Raw genomic sequence first — 21674 nt, 5'->3', positions numbered from 1 at the left:
CACGAAAGATTAAGGTTTTACAATGGATATCATTGCATCTTACGGCACGGTATTAATTTTAATTGCCGCAGCAGTCGGCTTTTTTATGGCTTATGGTATTGGCGCGAATGACGTAGCTAACGCCATGGGTACATCTGTAGGTTCAAAAGCACTTACAATCAAACAAGCAATTTTTATTGCGATGATTTTTGAATTTGCAGGCGCTTACTTGGCAGGTGGTGAGGTTACATCAACAATTCGTAAAGGAATTATTGATGCGGCACCATTTGCAGATATTCCGGAGCTTATGGTTCTGGGTATGATTTCGTCTTTATTTGCAGCGGGTGCTTGGTTATTAATGGCCTCGTTCTTAGGTTGGCCAGTATCAACGACTCATTCAATCATTGGTGCAATCATTGGTTTTGCGTTAGTTGCTGTCGGCACTGAGGCGATTCAATGGGATAAAGTAGGTGGTATTGTTGGTAGTTGGATTATAACGCCCGCCATATCAGGCTTTATTGCATACTTAATATTTATGAGTGCACAAAAACTTATTTTTAATACAGATGCACCACTAAAAAATGCTAAACGCTATGTACCACTTTATATGGGTTTAGCAGGTTTTATAATGGCCTTGGTTACAATTAAAAAAGGCTTAAAGCATGTTGGTGTTGATTTAGGTGCAGCCGAAGGGTATGCCCTTGCAATCGCAGTTGCAGTAGTTGTTGCTATTATTGGTAAAATTGCTATTTCTCGTTTAAATATCGATCCAAAAGCAGATAAACAAATGCAGTTCAACAATGTTGAAAAAGTGTTTGCTGTTCTAATGGTATTAACAGCATGTTGTATGGCCTTTGCACATGGTTCTAACGACGTTGCTAATGCAATTGGTCCATTAGCTGCTGTTGTAAATATTGTTGAAAACAATGGTGAAATTGCTAAGAAAGCCGCTATTGCTTGGTGGATTCTACCTTTAGGGGGTTTTGGTATTGTTGCGGGTCTTGCTATTTTGGGCAAAAAAGTAATTAAAACGATTGGCGAAGGCATTACACATTTAACGCCTAGCCGTGGTTTTGCTGCTGAATTAGCCGCTGCTTCTACCGTTGTTATTGCATCAGGTACTGGTATGCCAATCTCTACTACTCAAACCTTAGTGGGTGCAGTATTAGGTGTAGGTATGGCACGTGGAATTGGTGCACTTAACATGGGGGTTATCAGAAACATCGTAGTTTCTTGGGTAATTACATTGCCAGTTGGCGCTGCCCTTGCTATTGTTATTTTCTACGTACTAAGAACCGCATTTGGGGTTTAACAAAAAAGTACTCAAAGACTTTTAGCTTGAAAAGATCTCAATGCCCTAGGTGTTGGGGTCTTTTTATTTGTGGAAAGAAAAAATGACCAATCTTCCAAGTATCAAACAGCTACAGTATTTATTAGCTGTTCATCAACATCAGCACTTTGGCAGAGCTGCCAGTGCCTGTTTTATTGGGCAATCTACTTTAAGCAGTGCTATTCAAAATCTTGAAGAAACTTTGGGTTGCCAGCTTATTGAACGCGAAAATCGCAGCCTCATGTTTACCAGTATTGGTGAAGAAGTTGTTGAGCGCTCTCGTAAAATAATTAACGATACAATTAGTTTAAAAGAGCTCACTAAAAGCTTTTTAACACCACTGAGTGGTAAATTAACGGTGGGTGTTATACCTACAATTGCTAGCTTTATAGCGGCTCCGCTGTATCACTTTTGTAAAGAAACCTTTTGTGATTTAGAGCTGGTATTAATAGAAGATACGAGTGATAAGCTACTGGATAAACTTGAGCATGGGCATATTGATTTAGCGCTACTTGCACTGCCATACGAAACCGATAAATTTCATACACAAGTATTGGCAAAAGATCAGTTTAGTTTAGTGCACCATAAGGATTACAGCGCTGCAAAGGGCGTAGTCGACTTTAATCTATTACCAGAGGCTAGCGTATTCTTACTTGAGCGTGAACACTGCATGACAGGCCATGCGCTTAGTGCATGTCATTTAAACCGTGCTAGTTGTATTAACCCATTTGAAGCAGCAAGCTTGCATACATTATTGAGTATGGTTGAGCATCAGCTCGGGGTGACTTTTTTACCACAAATGGCGATTAACGCCGGAATTTTAGATAATAAAAATATGGTGGCTACACCATCACAAAGTGATGCATATAGAGATATTGGCATATTGTGGCGTAAAACTACGGGGCGGATCCGCGACTTTAAGTTATTTAGTCAACAGCTTGAGGTATTTTTAAAGCGCCAATGTAGTTTAGATTTTTCTAAATTAGAATAGGAAATAAATGAAAGCAGCCTATAAAGGCTGCTTTTGATTTTGAAGATGGCTTTCAAAAGGCTCAAGTTCGGGTAAAAATAGTAAATAAATCCATACCACTAAGTTAAAGTAAGGCACGCAGCCTAATACAGTAAAAACCTTAACTGGGTAGCCTTTAATATTTGCGTAACGATAACACTGATACGCGATTGCAAAATGTATAATCAGTAATAACATAACTAGCTGTGTCATACCTTTCTCCTTAAAAGCCTAAATAGCTTTGAAACCCACTATAAATATCAGTACTACGTCGCCAAAAGGTAATGTCATGTTTTTAAAGTGAAATGCATTAAAAGGTACGACATTTTTCATTTGATACTGAAAGTATAGGCAAGAAAGGTAATATTGGTAGTAACAAATTGTTTAATTTTGTTTATTTTGGGCTAGCTTGTTGTTGGTAAAACGTTTTATTTTTTGAAATTTTTTCAAGTTCATCTTTTACTTTTTCAACAGGTATTGGGCGTGCAATAAAGTAGCCTTGTCCATAATCAACACCTATCTCTTTTAGTGCAAAAAATATCTCTTCGTTTTCAACGTACTCAGCTACAGAGCGCTTATCGAGAGACCGACTAATATCATTTATTGCTTTTACTAACGCTAAGTCTATAGGGTCATTAAGCATGTCGCTTACAAATGAGCCATCAATTTTTACATGCTGTGCCGGAAGCTGCTTTAAATAGTTAAATGTACTAAAGCCAGTTCCAAAATCATCAATAGAAAAATGACAGCCTAAGCTATTAAGCTTCTCGATCATTTTACGAGTCGCTTTTAAATTGTTAATACTTGCTGATTCAGTTATTTCAAAAATTATCCGCGAAGGGGGCACGTTATACTTTTCAAGATTTGATTCAATTAATGGCAGTAAGCGTTCATCTAAAAATGATTGTGCTGACAAATTGATAGCAACTTGATTTAACTCTGGGTGCTTAGACACACAAGCAACGGCATTACGTATAACGCATTGATCCATCAAAAATGTGTCGTTAAGCATCTCTAAAGAGGGAATAAATTGATTTGGGTATATAAGTTCACCTTTGAGCTTTAAGCGTAAGAGCGCTTCAAAATAAGCAACTTTACACTCTTTAAAATCCCAAATAGGTTGGTAATGCAGTTCAATATTATCTTGCTGCAGTGCTTGGCGAATTTCGTGACCCCATTCAAGCCCTGTTTGAAGCGTATTGTTTTGAGCATCCTCTTTTGAATAGCAATGTACTAAGTTACGCCCTAAATTTTTGGCAATATACAAAGCAATATCAGCTTGTTTTAAACACTCATTAGGATCATTATTTTGTGTCGTAATTTGAGTTAAACCGATAGAGCAGCTAATTGTATATATCTGATCTTCTGATTTAAAAGCATGTTTTTCTATCGCGCTGCACACACCTTCAGCAATAAGGTGTGCATCCAGTAAATTCATATCGGTAAGTATTACTGCAAACTCATCGCCGCCTATTCGGCACACTAAATGGTCTTCGCCAATATTTGCTTTAAATAATTGCGCCACTTCTTTTAATACTATGTCACCTTGGTGGTGACCTTTGCTGTCGTTTATTATTTTAAAGTGATCGAGGTCAATATAAATAACAGCATGCTCTATGCCATCATACGTGTATTTATCTTGGCATATTTTATTAAGCTGTTGGTCGAAGTAATAACGGTTGTGTAAACCAGTTAATGGGTCATGGTGTGCTAAATGACGTAGTTGGATTTCTGCTTGTTTACGTTCGTGTATGTTGTCGATAGTGGCGGTTATGGTCGCGTTATTACGACTATTTTTGATTAGCTGTAATCTGCATTCGACCCAAATTAAATTGCCATTTTTATGGGTGAGCTTTACTTCTATTTGTTGCTGTTGCTCGCCACCATGTAAAATGTCGTTAATAGTGTAATTTAGTCTTCCTTTATCTTCGTTATTACAATAAGCGCTTAATGGGTTTTGTAGTGATGATTTAACACCAAAACCGCTTAATGCTTCCCAGGCAGGGTTAATAAAACGAATATGACCTTGTTGATCAAGCTCTAAAACAACCGTATTCAAATGCAATAAAATACGCTGATGAGCCGAAAATAACTCCTTATAACGCACTTCACTCACGCTTAGTTGCTCTACTTTGTAAGCAAACTCAGCATAACTCACCATAAAATCTTCACGTCGTGCGGCGTGGTCACACACTTTATTTAAAAATGAAGGGTCGTATGGGGCTCTAATAAAGTCGGTAACACCAGAGAGCAAAAGCTGCTCAGCGTAATCAGCATCATCACTTTCTATAATAGTAACAATAGCTTGTTTGGAATTGTGCTGTAGGATTTCTTCAACGAGTACACTCGAGCTCTCTGCACTTGATGTCGTGGCATCGAGTAGCACAATTGAAAACTGCTGTTGGTTGTAAGCGTTTAGTGCTGCTTTGGCTGAGGTAACGTGAGTAATAGCAAAGTTTAACTTTAACTGTTCACTAATTTTGTCGGCCGTATTTTGGAGTGGCTCTAATAGCAATAAATTTAGTCGGCTACTTTTCTCTAGGTGAGTAGATAGAACATTCGCAAGCACTTGAGGAAGCATGTCTTTATGTTCAAATGGTAGTACAGCATCTATCCCGTAGCTTCGGGCTGTTGTTTCGGCAATACGCTCACAGTAAATTGGCGGGATAAGTAAAATTGGGGTGTTTTTTGGTGTTTTTAATAATCCTGAGCGGATCATCCTCGAAAAGCGCCAGCCGTCAATTTTACCAACATTAATGCCCGTTATTATAATATCAACAGGGTGTTGTTTTAAAAGCTTTAAAGCTTGTTGGCTATCTTGCGCATCAATAAAGGTAAATACATTTAAGCTATCTAAAGTGGCCTTAATCGCGCGGCGTTCAGCACTACTTGCGTTTAATATTAGCAATTTAAGCTGGTTTGGCACGTGTTGATTACCTCTAATGTAACTTATAATAATTCAGCCGAACAAGAATAGTGACATTTAACCATAAGAACAAGAAAATTAAATGACAAACACGTAAACAAGACATTATAAGTTTGGCTGATTTCTTGAGCTTAATATCCGATACATATACACTTGGCGCGATTTTAAATGATGTGGATTACTAATTATGCGCGTGGCTGACTTTAGCTTTGACTTACCTGATGAATTAATAGCTCGTTTTCCTAAAGCGGACAGAACTAGCAGCCGTTTACTTACTTTAGATGGCCCAAGCGGAACTCTAGAACATAAAGTGTTTAGCGACATACTTGATTTAGTAAACGAAGGCGATTTATTAGTCTTTAACAATACACGCGTTATTCCAGCACGTATGTTTGGTCAAAAAGCCTCTGGCGGCAAAGTTGAAGTGCTTGTAGAGCGAGTGCTAGATGAACATCGAGTACTTGCACATGTACGCGCGAGCAAGTCGCTTAAGGTTGGTAACGAAGTTATTCTTGAAGGCAAAGCTAAAGCAATAATGGTCGCACGCCACGATACATTATTTGAGCTTGAGTTTGATCATAGCCAAAATGTGCTAGATATACTTAATGATATTGGTCATATGCCACTGCCTCCTTATATTGACCGACCTGATACCGAAGCTGATCGCGAGCGTTACCAAACTGTTTATGGAGAAAAGCCAGGTGCAGTTGCTGCGCCAACAGCGGGCTTACATTTTGACGATAAGTTAATGACGGCACTGAAGGATAAAGGTGTAAACATGGCCTTTGTTACTTTGCACGTTGGTGCAGGTACTTTTCAGCCAGTACGAGTAGATAGTGTTGATGAGCATATAATGCATTCCGAGTACATAGAAGTGCCCGATGATGTAGTTGCTGCCGTTGCACAAACCAAAGCAAGTGGCGGGCGCGTAATTGCGGTTGGCACAACTTCAGTACGCTCACTAGAGTCGGCAGCTAAAGTTCACGGCGGCAAGTTAGATACGTATTTTGGTGATACCGATATATTTATTTTTCCGGGTTACCAATTTAATGTTGTTGATGCCATGGTCACTAATTTTCACTTACCTGAGTCAACACTCATTATGTTAGTAAGTGCTTTTAGCGGACAAGACAATATTATGGGCGCATACAATACCGCAATTGAACAACAGTACCGCTTTTTTAGTTACGGTGATGCGATGTTTTTAACACGCAAGTAACAGCTTGTTATTTAATGCTCAGTAAAAAACATTAAAAACCCCAGCTTCGTTGCTGGGGTTTTTGTTTAGCGTAATAAGCAAGATTGAATTTATCGCAGCTAATAGTATTAATGAGGCAAAAAGGGTAGAATCGAGCGGTTAAATTATAGCTTGTTGGACTGTTTTTCCGACATTGAGGATGATATGAAATTTGAATTAGATTGTACTGACGGAAAAGCGCGCCGCGGCCGCTTAATTTTTGACCGTGGTGTAATAGAAACACCTGCATTTATGCCTGTTGGTACTTACGGTACTGTAAAAGGTATGACGCCAGATGAAGTAAAAGCCACTGGTGCGCAAATATGTTTAGGTAATACCTTTCATTTAATGCTTCGCCCAGGTACTGAAATCATTAAGCAACATGGTGATTTACACGACTTTATGAATTGGGATTTCCCAATTTTAACTGACTCAGGCGGTTTCCAAGTATTTAGCTTAGGCGCAATGCGTAAAATCACTGAAGAAGGCGTGTTATTTCAATCTCCAGTAAATGGTGATGAAATTATGATGTCGCCTGAAAAGTCGATGGAAGTACAGCGCGACTTAGGCTCAGACATCGTTATGATTTTTGACGAGTGTACGCCATACCCAGCAACTGAAAAAGAAGCTAAAGATTCTATGGAGTTATCTCTTCGTTGGGCTAAGCGCTCAAAAGAAGGGCATGGCGACAATCCATCAGCTTTGTTTGGTATTATTCAAGGTGGTATGTATCCAGAATTACGTGCACAATCGCAAGCAGGCTTAGAAGAAATTGGCTTTGATGGCTATGCATTAGGTGGTCTATCAGTAGGCGAGCCTAAAAACGAAATGATGAATATTCTTGATCATTGTGCGTTTAAAATGCCAGAAGACAAACCACGCTACCTTATGGGTGTAGGCAAGCCAGAGGATTTAGTTGAGTCTGTTCGCCGTGGTATTGATATGTTTGACTGTGTTATGCCAACACGTAATGCGCGTAACGGCCATTTATTCATTACCACAGGTGTAGTTAAAATACGTAACGCAGTACATAAAACAGACACAGGGCCACTTGACCCTGAGTGTGATTGCCATACGTGTAAAAACTATTCACGAGCTTATTTGCATCACCTTGATAAATGTAACGAAATTTTAGGTGCGCGACTAAACACAATTCATAACTTACGTTACTATCAACGTGTTATGGAAGGTTTACGTAATGCGATTAGCGAAGGTAAATTAGAAGAATTTGTACAAGATTTTTATGCTCGCCGAGGCCAAGACGTGCCAGAGCTAGTAGATATAAAAAATTAAACTTTAAAATTAAAGAGGAAGTATCATGAGTTTATTTATTTCAAATGCACACGCAGCAGCTGGTCAACCTGCGGCAGGCGGTGGTTGGGAAATGCTAATTATGTTAGCTATTTTCGGTTTGGTTTTTTACTTTTTAATCTACCGCCCGCAAGCTAAGCGCGTTAAAGAGCACAAAAGCTTAATGAGTATGATGGCTAAAGGCGATGAAGTACTTACCCAAGGTGGTTTAGTGGGTAAAATTGTGAAAATTTCTGAAGAGAAAGATTTCATCGTTATCTCTTTAAACGAGCAAGCAGAAGTAACAGTACAAAAATCTGCAGTATCTGCAGTATTGCCAAAAGGCACAATGAAGTCGCTATAAAAATAATAAGGACGACCCCGTGTTAAACAAGTTTCCAGTTTGGAAGTATTTACTTGTTTTAGCTGTGGTAGCCATTGGCCTTTTATATGCCTCTCCAAACTTGTATGGTCGCGATCCGGCTATACAAGTTTCAGGTGCTAAAGGCGCTGATGTAGATCTCAGTGTTGTAGACAAAGTAAACGCAATCCTTGAAAAAAATAATGTAACCGCTAAATCGACAATACTTGAAGATGGACAAATTTTAGTTCGTTTAAAAAATGTTGAAGAACAGCTTAAAGCGCATGACTTACTGCGCGATTCACTGAGCGACGATTACATTTCTGCCATTAATATGGCACCTGCTCAACCAGCTTGGTTAAAAGCGGTTGGTGGTAACCCTATGAAGCTAGGGCTTGATTTAAGTGGTGGCGTACATTTCACCATGGAAATCGACATGGCAACAGCGGTTGATAACCAGCTTGAGCAAATGGAACAAGATTTTCGTAGCGACCTGCGCGAAGAAAAACTACGTTACCGTAGTGTTCGCCGCGTAGCAGGCTCCGATCGTATGCGTGTAGAAATGCGTACCGAAGCAGATAAAGACGCAGCAGAGAGCTTCTTAGAAACTCGCTACCCGCTAAATGTCTACATTGATGACAGCAGTAACGATAAAGCATTCTTTGCGACAATGAGTGAGCAAAAACTCAAAGAGATTCGTGACTACGCTATCAAGCAAAATGAAACGATTATTCGTAACCGTATCAACCAAATTGGTGTTGCAGAGCCTAACGTACAACGCCAAGGCGCTGAGCGTATTATTGTTCAACTACCAGGTATTCAAGACACAGCACGCGCTAAAGAAATTTTAGGCGCAACAGCAACACTTGAATTTCGTGAAGTAGACGAAAACGCTGATATTAGCGCTGCTGCCCAAGGTCGTATCCCAGCGGGTACTGAAATGATCATGAGCCGCGACGGTTACCCTGTTGTACTTAAAAAGCGTATTATTCTAGAAGGCAGTCATATTACTGGCGCGCAATCTGGCGCTGATGAATACCAACGCCCACAAGTTAGTATTACGCTCGATAGCAAAGGTGGGGCAAAAATGAATGCCTTTACCAAACGTGCTATTGGTAAGCGTATGGCAACGGTATTTATTGAATATAAGCCATCAGGTAAAAAAGATGCAGACGGTAAAGCGCTTCCGCCTATTAAGGTAGAAGAAGTTATTAACGTAGCAACAATTCAAGCTCGTCTTGATCGCTCGTTCCGTATCACAGGCATTGATAACCCAGCAGAAGCACATAACTTAAGTTTGCTACTTCGTGCAGGTGCGCTTGTTGCACCAATTCAAATTGTTGAAGAGCGCACAGTAGGTCCAAGCTTAGGACAAGAGAATATTGAAGCGGGTATGACTGCGGTTGCACTTGGCTTTGCGTTTGTACTTGTGTTTATGCTTGTGTACTACAAAGGCTTTGGTATGGTTGCAAACCTTGCGCTTGCGGCTAACTTAGTACTAATTGTTGGTGTTATGTCTTTAATTCCAGGCGCTACACTTACGCTACCTGGTATTGCCGGTATTGTATTAACGGTAGGTATGGCAGTTGATGCTAACGTACTTATTTTTGAACGTATTCGTGAAGAGCTGGCCGATGGCCGTAGCCCTCAACAAGCGATTCATTTTGGTTACGATAGCGCATTTAGCACTATATTCGATGCCAACATCACCACGCTAATTGCTGCCATTATACTGTTTGCAGTAGGTACCGGCCCAATAGCTGGCTTTGCAGTAACACTTGCGATTGGTATTTTAACTTCAATGTTTACAGCCATCGTTGGTACCCGTGCGGTAATCAACTTGTTTGTTGGTGGTAAACGTATTGATAAACTTTCGATTTAAGGAGCTGACATGCAAATTTTAAGTTTGGGTAGTAGAACCCTTCGTTTCATGTCTCTTCGTAAAGTGGCTATGGGTTTTTCGACGTTATTAATTTTAGCGTCGTTTGCATCAATTTTTGTTAAGGGCCTAAACTTTGGTTTAGATTTTACCGGCGGTACAGCGGTAGAAGTGGGTTTTTCACAACCGGCTGACCTTAAAAAAGTACGTGATGCACTAGCTGATAATGGTTTTGCTGATGCATCAGTGCAGCTATTTGGTTCAAGCCAAGAGATTTTAGTTCGCTTAGCACCACGCGGTAGCGATGTAAAAGCTGAAGTGATTGGTAACCAAGTAATCGACGCACTTAAAAAAGCAGACGACAGCGTAGTAATGCGCCGTATTGAGTTTGTAGGCCCAAGTGTAGGTGAAGACTTAAAAGAGCAGGGTGGCCTTGCCATGCTAACTGCGCTTATTTGTATCTTAATCTACGTTGCATTTCGTTTTGAATGGCGCTTTGCTGTGGGTGCGGTAGGTGCACTACTACACGATGTTATTATTACTGTGGGTTTATTTTCGGTATTAGGTTTAGAGTTTGATTTAACTATATTAGCGGCAATTCTTGCGGTAATAGGTTATTCACTTAACGATACGATTGTTGTATCTGACCGTATACGTGAAAACTTCCGCAAAGTGCGCATTGACGATACTGTAGAAATTATTGATATTTCACTTACACAAACACTTAACCGTACACTTGTAACTTCAATCACGACTATTTTAGTATTGATTGCTTTGTTTGCATGGGGCGGACAAACCATTCATGGCTTTGCAACTGCATTGCTGTTTGGTGTGTTTATTGGTACTTATTCTTCGATTTATGTTGCGAGCTCTGTTGCTATAGCAATGGGCGTAAGCAAAGAAGACTTAATACCAGAAGTAATTGAAAAAGAAGGTGCAGACCAAGACGCTATGCCGTAACTAGGTTTGTACTTAATAAAAACCGCTCTTATGAGCGGTTTTTTTATGAGCGCATTTTTTGCGCAATAAAAATGTCATACACACTTGGTACTTTATTGCTCCAATCAAAATAGTTATTAGGCAAATACGTGACGATTCAGCGCAAAGTATTAGAGTGCATTTTAAAAAGCGGTGAAATAACTACGCTGTTTCAGCCTATCTTTGATATTAGTAATCAAGTTATTTTAGGTTACGAAGCACTTAGTCGAGGACCTAAAAATAGCCCGTTAGAAATGGCTAATACGTTATTTAAAGTTGCCCATGAGGAAGGTTTAATTTCGGAGCTTGAATTACTATGTCGCTCAAAAGCGATTGAAAACTTTGTAAGGCTTAATCTACAAGGTAAATTATTTTTAAATGTAAGCCCTAAAACACTATTAGACCCTTGCCACCCTAAAGGGGAAACACTGCACCTAATAGAGCAATTTGGCTTAGCTGCTAACCGTGTAGTTATAGAGGTTACTGAGCAAGAAAAAGTAGATGATGGCTTCTTGTTATTAAAAACGATTGCCCATTATCGAGAGCTCGGTTTTACTATAGCAATAGATGATTTAGGCGCTGGGTATTCAGGATTAAAGCAATGGTCTGAACTATGCCCCGACTTTGTAAAGATTGACCGCTATTTTATTGATCATTGTGATGAAAGCGAAGTTAAAAAAGAGTTTTTGAAATCTATTACCGTTCTGGCTAGAGCTACTAATACTCAGGTTATTGCCGAAGGCATAGAGCGCGCAGAAGAGCTTACATTGGTAGAGAATTTAGGTATTAGTAATGTACAAGGGTTTTTACTCGAAAAGCCAAGCATAAAGCCAAGTGAGGACTTCAGCTCAGAACAGCTGCAGGCACTTTCATTTGTGCAAACAAACGCATTATTAGATCAATCAATGGCCATAGGTCGCCTATCGATTACGCAACCTGCAATAAATAGTGATACTCGTTGTAAATATGCACATAAGCTCTTTGAGCAAGATAAATTACTTATAAGTATTGCAGTGTTAAGTACTGAAAACCAGCCAATAGGGCTACTTCACAGAGATCAATTAACAGAAGTTTTTGCAGCGCCCTATGGACATGCCCTTTACGATAAACGCCCAGTTACTGCACTTATGGATAAGCAGCCCTTAGTCGTTGATGAAAACCAATTACTCGATACCGTAAGTAAGCAAATAACTGAGCAAGACTTTGATATACGCCGCCATATAGTGATAACTAGAGAAAAAGCTTATTTAGGATTAGCGCCGCTTCGCGATATTTTAAAACACATAACCGAAGAAAAAATACGTCATGCACAACATGCTAATCCGCTTACCATGCTCCCTGGTAATGTAGCAATTAATGAGGCTATAGAGCAGCGATTAAGAGGTAGTAATTCGTTTTCACTCGCGTATATAGACCTTAATCATTTTAAGCAATTTAATGACTTATATGGCTACGCTAGCGGCGACAGTGTAATTAAACTATTAGCTGATGTAACAGTGCAAGCGTGTAAAAATAGTGCTAACTTTGTAGGGCATATAGGTGGCGATGACTTTATGGTGGTGTTTGATCAGCACGACGCTGTTGATATATGTAATACCATTATTGAGCAATTTGAACACCAGTCTCGTATATTTTTTACACCTGAGCACATAAAGAGCAAAGGGTATTGGGCCACAAATCGTGAAGGAGAAAAGCAATTTGTGCCTTTACTAACGTTATCGATTGGCTTAGTTGTGCCTGATTTACAGCAATGTAAAAACAGCCATCAGGTTGCAGCACTTGCAACTGATGCTAAAAAAGAGGCCAAACGTTATCGCCATAGTTATTTGTTTATTTGCAAACGTAAAGGGCCAGCACCCGCTGTGGTGCGCTTAGCAAGCAATAAGCAGGTGATTTAAATAAAGTAGGTAATTGTTATGTTGCCAATAAAAATTTCAATTAGTGTATTAACTCTGTTTGTAAGTTTTGCACTTGTGGCGCAAGAGCAAATAATTAATGTAGCTCAAAAGCAAGATGTTCAAAATGCTCGTGAAGAGTACCTTAATGAGCTATTGGTACGTGCACTTGAGAGTGTTAACTATCCCAGTGTTATCCGAATGACCCCTATATCAGATCTGCAAAAGCGTAAGTTAATAAACCTAGATGATAACGAATTAGATATGTATTGGAGTATGAGTAGTCCAGAGCGAGAGACGCTCGCTTTGGCAATAAAAATTCCACTATTTAAAGGCTATATAGGTAAGCGAGCTTTATTAACTAATAAACAAAATGTAGCACGTTTTAAAAACGTAAAAACTCTTGAGCAGCTAGGAGAGTTTTCAGCAGTGCAAGGTCACAACTGGCCAGATACAAGAATCATGTCGTACAACGGGCTACATGTAAGGCCGCTTACTAACTACCAAGCCATGTTTACTCTAACAAGCCGTGGGCGAATAGATTACTTTCCTCGCTCGTTTATTGAGGTTAATTCCGAACTTATCGAAAACAAGCAAAGTAACCTTGTTGTGGTGCCAAACTTGTACATAAGCTACCCAACGGGTATTTATTATTTTGTGACTAAAAGTAAACCTGAATTGGCAAAGGCTATTGAAGAGGGGTTAATTGTGATGCAGAAAAACGGCGAGTTTGATGCATTATTTGATGAATACTTCGCAAAGGATTTAAATACTTTACCGTATACAAAAGGCAAAACGGTTGAGATTAAACTCGATAACCCTTATTTTTAGGCACAAAAAAAGGAGCCTGAGCTCCTTTTTAGCATGCTATTAATAGCATTAAATTAGCGAAGTAACGACTCAGTTAATACTGGACGAATTTCACGAATAATTGCTTGGGTCAGTTTTGGTGAACCACAGATGATATTGCCGCTGTGGCTATAGTTATTACCACCAGCGAAATCTACAACCATACCGCCGGCTTCTTTAACCATTAGTTCGCCCGCAGCAGAGTTCCAAGGTTTTAAACCAATTTCAAAAAAACCATCAACACGGCCAGCTGCAACGTATGCCATATCTAAAGCAGAACAACCTGCGCGGCGAATGTCTGCAGTGTGTACAAACAATGCTTTAAACGCTTCAGTGTATGCGTCCATGTGGTTTTTGTTTTTGAAAGGGAAGCCAGTAGCAAGTACAGTGCCTGCAAGGACCGTTGTTTTGCTAACACGTAGACGTTTGCTGTTTAACTGAGTGCCTTGTCCGCGAGACGCAGTGAAAAGCTCGCCACGAATTGGATCATAAATAACAGCTTGATCTAAACGACCTTTAACTTTAAGTGCGATAGAAACCGCGTAATGAGGGATACCCTTGATGAAGTTAGTTGTTCCATCGATAGGATCTACAATCCATTGGTAATCATCATCCTTGCCTTTATGCTCACCTAATTCCTCACCAACAATAGAGTGAGTAGGGTAAGACTGTAAAATAGTGTCACGAATTACGGCTTCGGCTTCTTTATCAATGTTGGTTACTAAGTCGTTAGCGCCTTTTTGTTGCACTTCAACTTTTGATAAATCTTCACTTGCGCGAAGTAAAATTTTGCCTGCGTTGCGCGCAGCGCGAACCGCAATGTTTAACATTGGATGCATGGTATTACCTTTGGGTTGTAAAAGAACGTTTATATATTTCAGCCGGCGTATTTTAGCGACTTTTGACATAAAGTAAACAATAAACCCCAAATACTTGTGCTTGTTTTTTATACAAGATTGAAATGTTTATATATTTTTAAAAAATAATAATGAGCAATTAATAAGTCATTATGTTCCTTTATGTGTTTATTAAATCGAATTAATTTTAAATAACGCTTTACCTAAAGTTAGCTTGAGGTTTTATCGTGCTCCTAACTTAATTGATAGGACAACATTATGTATTTAGAGCACGTAAACTTAGTCGCGCGTGATATAGATAGTATGCTTAAATTTTACCGAGCTGTATTTCCACATTGGTCGATTAGAAGTGAGGGCAGAGGCGATTGGCATGGAAAACCAAGACGCTGGGTACACTTTGGGGATGACACGCATTATATTGCGATAAGCGATCATGGTGAGGGTGAAAACAGAAACTTATCGGGCCATCAAGTTGGTTTTGCACACTTTGCTTATGTAACTAGTAACTTAAATGAAGTAGTAGCACGCTTAAATAAAACGGGTTTTGGGATAAGTAAGCAAGGTAGTGAGAACCCTTTTAGAAAGAATGTTTACTTTATTGATCCCGCAGGGTTTGAAGTAGAATTTGTAGAATATTTAAGTGATATACCAAGTGAGCGAAATAACGATTTATAATAGGTTAAGCACCGCAAAGTGCGGTGCTTAACGAGGCTTTATGAACGATTATTTCCAGCGCCAAGTTGTGTTTTTAGCTCATTAGCAAAGCTCATAAATTTTTCTTTGATTGTGCGCTTTATTTTTACTTCAACCGATCCCATAACTGCCTTTCCTTCAATGTGAATAGTAGGACCTTGGCGTTTGTTAAGCGACACAGATTTATTTTCAAGACTACTTAAAATACAAAACATTTTAGACACTACATTTACATGCTCTGGTACGTAAATCTCATCACTACCAAAAATACAGTTAACGTGAATAGTTACATTTTGATGCGCAAAAATGGCATCGGTAAAATCTAGCACCACCGATCCCATAAAGTTACTCAAATATATATTCTTTGGCACGACCCACTGACCGCTTCGCTCGTTAGAGCCTAAAATGCTGCGTAATGTAAAATCATCATCACTGTTTTGTTGTGCACTATAATGTGGTGTAAATTGCGATTGTTTTTCTGCTTTATATTGCTGATCAGTATTAAGTGTTAAATCTTCTACTAAGGCTAAAAGAGCTTCGTTATTAGGTGCATCCATCGCGTTATCTAAGCGTCTCTCAAATGCATCAACAGAAATCACCCCATGACTGTAATTATAAATTAATTGATCAATTACTTGTTCGCGTACTTGCTCTATTGGGCGGTCTTCGACTTTTACAGACATGGGGCATTCCTTATTATATTTGCTATTAATACTGCTTCTGATGTTTATATGCAAAGCACGCACCAAATATAATAATCTTAATTATCAATAGTTTAATTTTCAATGATGTTTTATGTTTTGTTATATTAACGATAGATTAACCAAAAATGCAATTATCTAGTTATTTTCACTATTTGAGAAAGTTTTACCGAGTAGCCTGTAAATAGTTACACAGCTATAGATAGTGCCTTATCCCAGAATTACATCAAGCTATTGAAATATATATAGAAATAAAGTTGGCCTAAAGCTCGCATTAGTTAAAGTGTCTTTAATCAAAAGGAGAAAGATTATGAAAACATTTAACAAATCTATTATCGCAGCTCTAGTTCTTGGTACTACGGCTATGGGTGCCCAAGCAAACAGCTGGGAAAACGAAAGTAAAGATGCTTGGATTGATGGTAAGGCAGAAACAGTTCTACTTATGAACACTAATCTAAACAACTTTGACATTAACACTGATGTAAAAAATGGCAAGGTAGTACTTACAGGTAAAGTTAATAGCGAGCTTGATAAAGAGCTAGCAGAAGAACTTGTACTTAGCCTAGATGGCGTATCTGATGTTGAAAACAGCCTTACCGTTGTTAAAAGCATGGACACAAAAGATAGAAACAAAGACATGACGGACGATGATGATAACGACCTAACGGACGCTAAAATCACCACTGTAATCACAACTCGCTTCCTGTTTGACTCAGAAGTTGGTGGTACAGACATCGATGTTGATACCGACAACGGTATAGTAACTCTGAATGGCTCAGTAGAGTCTGAAGCTGAAAAACAACTAGCAGTTAAAATTGCTAAAAATGCTGAAGATGTTCGTGACGTAGTTGATAAACTATCTATTACTGCTGAATAACACAGTATAGTTAAGGCCCACTAACACTGGGCTTTACGCCTTTTTAATGCTTAATTTAAATGGAGTTTAATCATGGATATTATTCGTATAATACTTTCAGTTTTATTGCCGCCATTAGGTGTATTTTTGCAAGTTGGCTTAGGTATGCATTTTTGGCTAAATATTTTATTAACACTGTTAGGTTACTTCCCAGGGTTAATACATGCAATCTACATTATTGCGAAAAAATAATGACAGATTATATATTGTGTAAGCCGACTACTGAGGTTTAGCTAAATAAAAGCTTCAGTACTGATCGGCTCACAATATTAGTTTTTAAAGTAAATATTTATTATCAAAATCTAATTTTTAATTTACTCAAACTAAGTGATTTATTTCTTGTAACTCACTCCCAACATTCCCTCAGCCACACCTATCGTTTACTTCAATTAAGCTTTCTAACTAACAGTAGCGTACTGATTCTGTATTGATGCCATTTAGGAAATCTTTAACATTAGTTTGTTTATATATCTACAATACGCGATTAATTACTCTATTATTAAGTGGCAATATTACCATCACTTCTAGTGTTATCATTAAACCAAGTTTTTACGCATATTGAGGTAGCTAATTGAATATTCGACTTATACTGTCAGGCGTTGTGTCATTCGTTTTTTATTTTAGTTGGGCCTACTGGGCAAACAGTTCGGCAGATATTGCTAAATCGGTCACGCTTCAAGCTGCATTAGTGCAAGGTTTGTATAGTGGATTTGTAACACTGTTTTTTACTTTTATTTTAGAAAAGGTCGTCAACAAGTATAAGTCTAGTTATGTAACGCTTGCGTTTGTAACTCCAATTATTTGTATGTTTCATTCTAAAACACCACAAAACGTAGCAATACGACAAAGCTTCAATAATGCAATTAACTCTAGCGCCTCACATCTAAATAACAAAAAAATAGCAGGCGTACTTTTCGCGCCTATTATTCCAATTACAGTTCAATCGAGCTTAGTGGTTATTGTGAATGTAATTAATGAGACACCTAATTTGGCACTTACAGTAGCCCCAAGCATATTTTTTACAGCCTTGTATGCCTACGCATATATGTTAGCTTTACTTAAAAAATTAGAGCGTTAAATACAAAAGACTACATGTTGAAGGAAGGTTTTTATAATTTAATGCAGAGAATATAGTGGGAAATATCTTACATTTTATGTTTATACCCGCCTAAAAGATTACTATTTAAGCAGTTAGCTTACTGATTATTAAAATAAAGGTTTTTGGTAGTGACAAGCACCTAAAAAGTTTTTATACTGCAGTCCGCTTTAGTCGCTCTGTGGCTAAACGCTTCAAAAATTAACTGTCTTGCAGTTATATAAAAGTTGGCCCCTTAGCTCAGTTGGTTAGAGCACACGACTCATAATCGTTAGGTCCCCAGTTCGAGTCTGGGAGGGGCCACCACTTTTCAAAGCTTTCCAAGTAAATACCTACTAACCTAAACTACCCTGTGCTACCTCTGTGCTACTTTTGAATTTACCATGCTGAATTAATACAGTATAGTTTTAACAAATTATCAAATACATAATGGATTATAGATGCACGCACAGAAGGTTAAAATTTCTTTATCATTAATTGTTCTTATTTTATTATTTTTAACAACTGCTATTCTACTTGTTTTATATGCCAAAGAAGTTTTCGAACAAAAGTGGGCTCCAATCGTAGGAGGCATGGCAATATCATCTTTAGTTTCTTTAGTTCAGTATTTGATCAGTTATAAAAATTACCGGAATAATGAAAAACTTGAGGATAGCGGTGTCTTAGAGTTTTTAAGTACCAGAGGAGATAGGAGATATTACTCTCAATTAATAAATAAAGCCGATGCTCAATTTGATCTGCTATTTCACACTTCAAAACGTTTCTTTGAAGATTTTTGCGAAGAACAGCCAGAAGATAATTTGCTCATAAAAAAGTTAGATAATAACCCAAAATTAATAGTCAGAATGTTACTTACTCATCGGGATTATCTAGAATCAGAAGAACAGCCCTCATATGACATCAGTGAACGAGCGATTAAACGTCTTACTGATAAATATAGTGAGCGCTTTCAAGTGAAATTTTATAAGCACGAACCTAATCATAATCTATTCATTACAGATAAAGATGCAGTAATAGGGCCGTATTTCAAAAACGAAAGAGGGAAGTACTTACCTTCAATTCATTTCCGTTCAAACGCTAGTTTTGTAGCCCCTTACAAGAAATTTTTTGATACTGAGTGGAATAATGCAGAAAGTTTCGATTAAAGTTCCATTAAGGCTTCATTTTAACCTAATTGCAATGCACCAGTGCTCATTTAGGAGTAATGGTGGATTTGGAATGGCTGTTGACTCAGGTTTTAAATTAATTGGTAAAAAATCTAGTCTTATTCAATTTAAAGACACTCCTAAAGAGCTCAAACCCACATTAGATAAAATAGTCATAAGGCTCGAGCAAATAAGAATAGACCTAAAGCTTCCTCATGGTTTAGAAGCATGTTTATATAATGCCCCTCTGCCACATATTGGTTTAGGGAGTGGTACTGCTATAACTCTAGCTGCCATAGAAGCGCTTTTGATTATCAATAGGTATGACTATACGTCTCAATTTTTGCAAGTACTATCGGGTAGAGGTGGAACTTCTGGGGTTGGTCTTCATTCATATTTTACTGGGGGATTCGTATTTGATACAGGAATACAATCTGAAAATAAACCGCATTTACCTTCGGCCTTGGTTGAACCCAATAAAATTCCAACTTTACTTTTTCAAAAAAGCTATCCTTTTGGCGATATAGTATTTCTTTATCCAAAAGGTATGTTTAATAACTTCGGGCAGCAAGAGGCTGACTTTTTTAATGCCATTACTCCTATCGCTAAAATAGACTCTTTTGAAGCATGCTATAACGCAATATTTATGGTTTCAGCATCATTAGCAGACAAAAATTATGAAACATTTATTGAAGCAATCGATTTAATAAGAAACACAGCATGGAAATTGGCTGAGGTTCAATACAGTGGTTCTAATGTTAAAAATATTTTTTCTATGCTTGAAAATGAAGATGTTAAGGGTATTGGAATGAGTAGTATGGGGCCAGGGGTATTCATATTTTCTCGAAAAAATAAAAAGGTTATTCGCGATGTGAAAGAAAAATATGATTTAAATGAGATATTACTAAGGCCAAATAACACTGGACGGAAGTTAGAGTATGTTTGAGCTTATCTTTTTTACTTCAAGTCGAATAAAGATGCAAAATGCTCGTCATATATGTAGAAATTATGATATCACGATAAGAAATTTCAATGAAATTACTAGCTTAGCAAACTACAAAGAACCAAGATTATACAATAGACGCAAACTCCTTGAAATGAGCTTCCAAAGTGCTTTATCTCAACTTAAAAAATCTAAGCTTGGTGCAGTTAAGTCATTTTTAATCGAAGATACCTCTGTAGATATTCATGCGCTTTCTAGAAAATACAACTATGAATACCCAGGCCTTGATGTTAAGTATTGGATGGAAAATGCAAATTTTATAGATATTGATTTAGAACTAGATTTACTAGGAAATGATCGCTCAGTTACGGTTAGATCGGATTTAGTTTTATATTTGCCAGAGGTTAGAGAAGAGCCTTTTTATTTTGTAGGTAAGACAGAAGGCAGCTTTACGATTAAAGAATACGATTTTGAATCAAATATCATATACCCGTGGCTTGATAATAAAACTTTTAATAAATGGTTTGTACCTGTTAATGTTTCAACCGTATTGAGCATGTTACCTATTGAAAAAGCAGATCTGTATGATTTTAGAAAAAAAGCATTTGAGGAAATGTTTAAAGTTTTAGATCGCTACAAATTGCTTAAAGAGAAAAGTAAAATTACAAATTCATTAAGCAAAACAGGTAGCTTAGTTGATAATATTAATTGTCATATTATCTATGGATTAAGTTGTTCAGGTAAAACCACAATTGCGACATACTTAATAAATAAGTTTGATTTCCTACACATAGAAGCTTCTGACTTTATGCATGTTATTTATTGGCAACATCATGGATTGGGAAGTGATATTGCGATAGGGGCTTTTGCTAGAGAAATATTGAAGACTTCTCCATTTCTAGTTGCAGAGAAAGTTCTTGAATATATATCTTCTTTTGGAGATGAAAATATTGTGATTACTGGTTTCCGCTTAGTTGAAGAGGTAGAGTTTATAGAGCAAAATCTTTCTGGTAAATATAAAAGTAGGAGAGTCTTAGTGACAGCCAATAGTCAGCTTAGACTTAACCGAAAGAATCAGCGCAACAGGCCCATCGACAGTATTAATGAAGAAGGTCTCCAGGAAAGAGATGAAAGGGAATTGGAAATGGGGGTTGCGAAACTAATACATGAAAAAGCAAAAGCGGTGGAAATATCTAATGAGAGCTCGTTGAACGATTTATATACTAACTATGAATCGAAGCTCGTTTTAGCAGGACAGGGCTTGCAAACAAGGCAAAAACATTCTAATTTTGAGAAGCTTTCTCTAAAAGAGTTAATTATATTAGTCTTATATGTTGCTAGAGGAGATGCTGAGAAATCTGAATTCTTTACAACCACTCAGGTCACAGAGATGATTAATAATAACGGGATTTCTAAGCCGAAGCATGTGACTAATGTTGGCAGGTTTTTTAAAATGAATAGGAGTGAGTTATTTGAAATTGCTGTTATTAATAAAATTAGAAAATATCGCTTGTCTAATACTGGAGTCGGTTTTGCGAAACTGATACTTAGAAAGTTTGAATTCCCTCATTAGCCTGAATATTAACTAGC

20 protein-coding genes and 1 tRNA gene are annotated in these 21674 nt (G+C 37.9%); 17 read left to right on the top strand and 4 right to left on the bottom strand.

Annotated features, from left to right (window positions below; all coding sequences use genetic code 11):
• Positions 1-22: 22 nt before the first annotated feature.
• Positions 23-1291 carry an inorganic phosphate transporter gene (locus tag I6E80_RS11255; protein WP_007586466.1) on the top strand — a complete coding sequence of 423 codons (1269 nt, stop codon included), beginning with the start codon at positions 23-25 and terminating at the stop codon, positions 1289-1291.
• Positions 1292-1373: 82 nt separating this feature from the next.
• Entirely contained in the window at positions 1374-2300 is a 927-nt protein-coding gene (locus I6E80_RS11250; protein WP_024600190.1) for a hydrogen peroxide-inducible genes activator, read from the top strand.
• Between the two features lie 18 nt (positions 2301-2318).
• On the opposite strand, the gene I6E80_RS11245 is transcribed toward I6E80_RS11250, so the two are convergent.
• Together I6E80_RS11245 and I6E80_RS11240 are read right to left on the bottom strand one after the other, a co-directional pair.
• Positions 2319-2531, bottom strand: a complete 213-nt coding sequence (locus I6E80_RS11245; protein WP_002957835.1) for a hypothetical protein — start codon at positions 2529-2531, stop codon at positions 2319-2321.
• A 181-nt stretch (positions 2532-2712) separates the two neighbouring features.
• Positions 2713-5244 (bottom strand): GGDEF domain-containing protein, encoded by a 2532-nt coding sequence (locus I6E80_RS11240; RefSeq protein ID WP_024600189.1) that lies wholly within the window; start codon positions 5242-5244, stop codon positions 2713-2715.
• Between the two features lie 187 nt (positions 5245-5431).
• Here I6E80_RS11240 and queA point away from each other — a divergent pair, with 187 nt between their 5' ends.
• The 7 genes from queA to I6E80_RS11205 all read left to right on the top strand — a co-directional run bounded on the left by queA (position 5432) and on the right by I6E80_RS11205 (position 13715).
• A complete protein-coding gene (queA, locus tag I6E80_RS11235; RefSeq protein WP_197185572.1) occupies positions 5432-6463 on the top strand; it encodes a tRNA preQ1(34) S-adenosylmethionine ribosyltransferase-isomerase QueA in 1032 nt (343 codons plus the stop codon).
• Between the two features lie 183 nt (positions 6464-6646).
• The gene (gene tgt, locus I6E80_RS11230) at positions 6647-7774 is read left to right on the top strand and encodes a tRNA guanosine(34) transglycosylase Tgt (protein WP_024600187.1); all 1128 of its coding nucleotides are present in this window, start codon (positions 6647-6649) and stop codon (positions 7772-7774) included.
• 25 nt (positions 7775-7799) lie between these two features.
• Complete coding sequence (yajC, locus tag I6E80_RS11225; protein ID WP_002957830.1) at positions 7800-8135, top strand: preprotein translocase subunit YajC; 336 nt, start codon at positions 7800-7802, stop codon at positions 8133-8135.
• Between the two features lie 19 nt (positions 8136-8154).
• A complete protein-coding gene (secD, locus tag I6E80_RS11220) occupies positions 8155-10014 on the top strand; it encodes a protein translocase subunit SecD (protein ID WP_010554381.1) in 1860 nt (619 codons plus the stop codon).
• A gap of 9 nt (positions 10015-10023) precedes the next feature.
• Entirely contained in the window at positions 10024-10971 is a 948-nt protein-coding gene (gene secF / locus I6E80_RS11215; protein WP_024600186.1) for a protein translocase subunit SecF, read from the top strand.
• 128 nt (positions 10972-11099) lie between these two features.
• Positions 11100-12887: a bifunctional diguanylate cyclase/phosphodiesterase gene (locus tag I6E80_RS11210; RefSeq protein ID WP_197185571.1), complete on the top strand. Its 1788-nt coding sequence runs from the start codon at positions 11100-11102 to the stop codon at positions 12885-12887.
• Positions 12888-12905: 18 nt separating this feature from the next.
• Positions 12906-13715, top strand: coding sequence for an ABC transporter substrate-binding protein (locus tag I6E80_RS11205; RefSeq protein ID WP_076924055.1), 810 nt, complete (start codon positions 12906-12908; stop codon positions 13713-13715).
• 53 nt (positions 13716-13768) lie between these two features.
• Here I6E80_RS11205 and suhB read toward each other — a convergent pair whose 3' ends face one another.
• A complete protein-coding gene (suhB, locus tag I6E80_RS11200; protein ID WP_007375998.1) occupies positions 13769-14572 on the bottom strand; it encodes an inositol-1-monophosphatase in 804 nt (267 codons plus the stop codon).
• Positions 14573-14848: 276 nt separating this feature from the next.
• On the opposite strand from suhB, the gene I6E80_RS11195 reads away from it, so the two are divergent.
• Entirely contained in the window at positions 14849-15265 is a 417-nt protein-coding gene (locus I6E80_RS11195) for a VOC family protein (RefSeq protein ID WP_197185570.1), read from the top strand.
• Positions 15266-15303: 38 nt separating this feature from the next.
• Here I6E80_RS11195 and I6E80_RS11190 read toward each other — a convergent pair whose 3' ends face one another.
• Positions 15304-15966 (bottom strand): LiaF domain-containing protein, encoded by a 663-nt coding sequence (locus I6E80_RS11190; protein ID WP_076924056.1) that lies wholly within the window; start codon positions 15964-15966, stop codon positions 15304-15306.
• Between the two features lie 328 nt (positions 15967-16294).
• On the opposite strand from I6E80_RS11190, the gene I6E80_RS11185 reads away from it, so the two are divergent.
• The 7 genes from I6E80_RS11185 (at position 16295) to I6E80_RS11155 (ending at position 21657) form a co-directional block, all read left to right on the top strand.
• A complete protein-coding gene (locus I6E80_RS11185; protein WP_197185569.1) occupies positions 16295-16861 on the top strand; it encodes a BON domain-containing protein in 567 nt (188 codons plus the stop codon).
• Positions 16862-16933: 72 nt separating this feature from the next.
• Positions 16934-17092 (top strand): YqaE/Pmp3 family membrane protein, encoded by a 159-nt coding sequence (locus tag I6E80_RS11180; protein WP_002957822.1) that lies wholly within the window; start codon positions 16934-16936, stop codon positions 17090-17092.
• Positions 17093-17471: 379 nt separating this feature from the next.
• Entirely contained in the window at positions 17472-17978 is a 507-nt protein-coding gene (locus tag I6E80_RS11175) for a hypothetical protein (protein ID WP_197185568.1), read from the top strand.
• Positions 17979-18225: 247 nt separating this feature from the next.
• A tRNA-Ile gene (locus I6E80_RS11170) sits at positions 18226-18302 on the top strand.
• Between the two features lie 134 nt (positions 18303-18436).
• Positions 18437-19141: a hypothetical protein gene (locus I6E80_RS11165; protein WP_197185567.1), complete on the top strand. Its 705-nt coding sequence runs from the start codon at positions 18437-18439 to the stop codon at positions 19139-19141.
• Positions 19122-20087 carry a beta-ribofuranosylaminobenzene 5'-phosphate synthase family protein gene (locus I6E80_RS11160; RefSeq protein ID WP_197185566.1) on the top strand — a complete coding sequence of 322 codons (966 nt, stop codon included), beginning with the start codon at positions 19122-19124 and terminating at the stop codon, positions 20085-20087. Before I6E80_RS11165 ends, I6E80_RS11160 begins: the two co-directional genes overlap by 20 nt.
• Positions 20080-21657 (top strand): non-canonical purine NTP pyrophosphatase, encoded by a 1578-nt coding sequence (locus tag I6E80_RS11155; protein WP_197185565.1) that lies wholly within the window; start codon positions 20080-20082, stop codon positions 21655-21657. The genes I6E80_RS11160 and I6E80_RS11155 overlap by 8 nt, the downstream gene beginning before the upstream one ends.
• Positions 21658-21674 lie beyond the last annotated feature (17 nt).

Source organism: Pseudoalteromonas sp. NSLLW218 (genome assembly GCF_015864775.1).
Taxonomy (GTDB): Bacteria; Pseudomonadota; Gammaproteobacteria; order Enterobacterales; family Alteromonadaceae; genus Pseudoalteromonas.
Note: the sequence above shows the minus strand (reverse complement) of the source record. Positions and strands in the feature narration are given on the sequence as shown.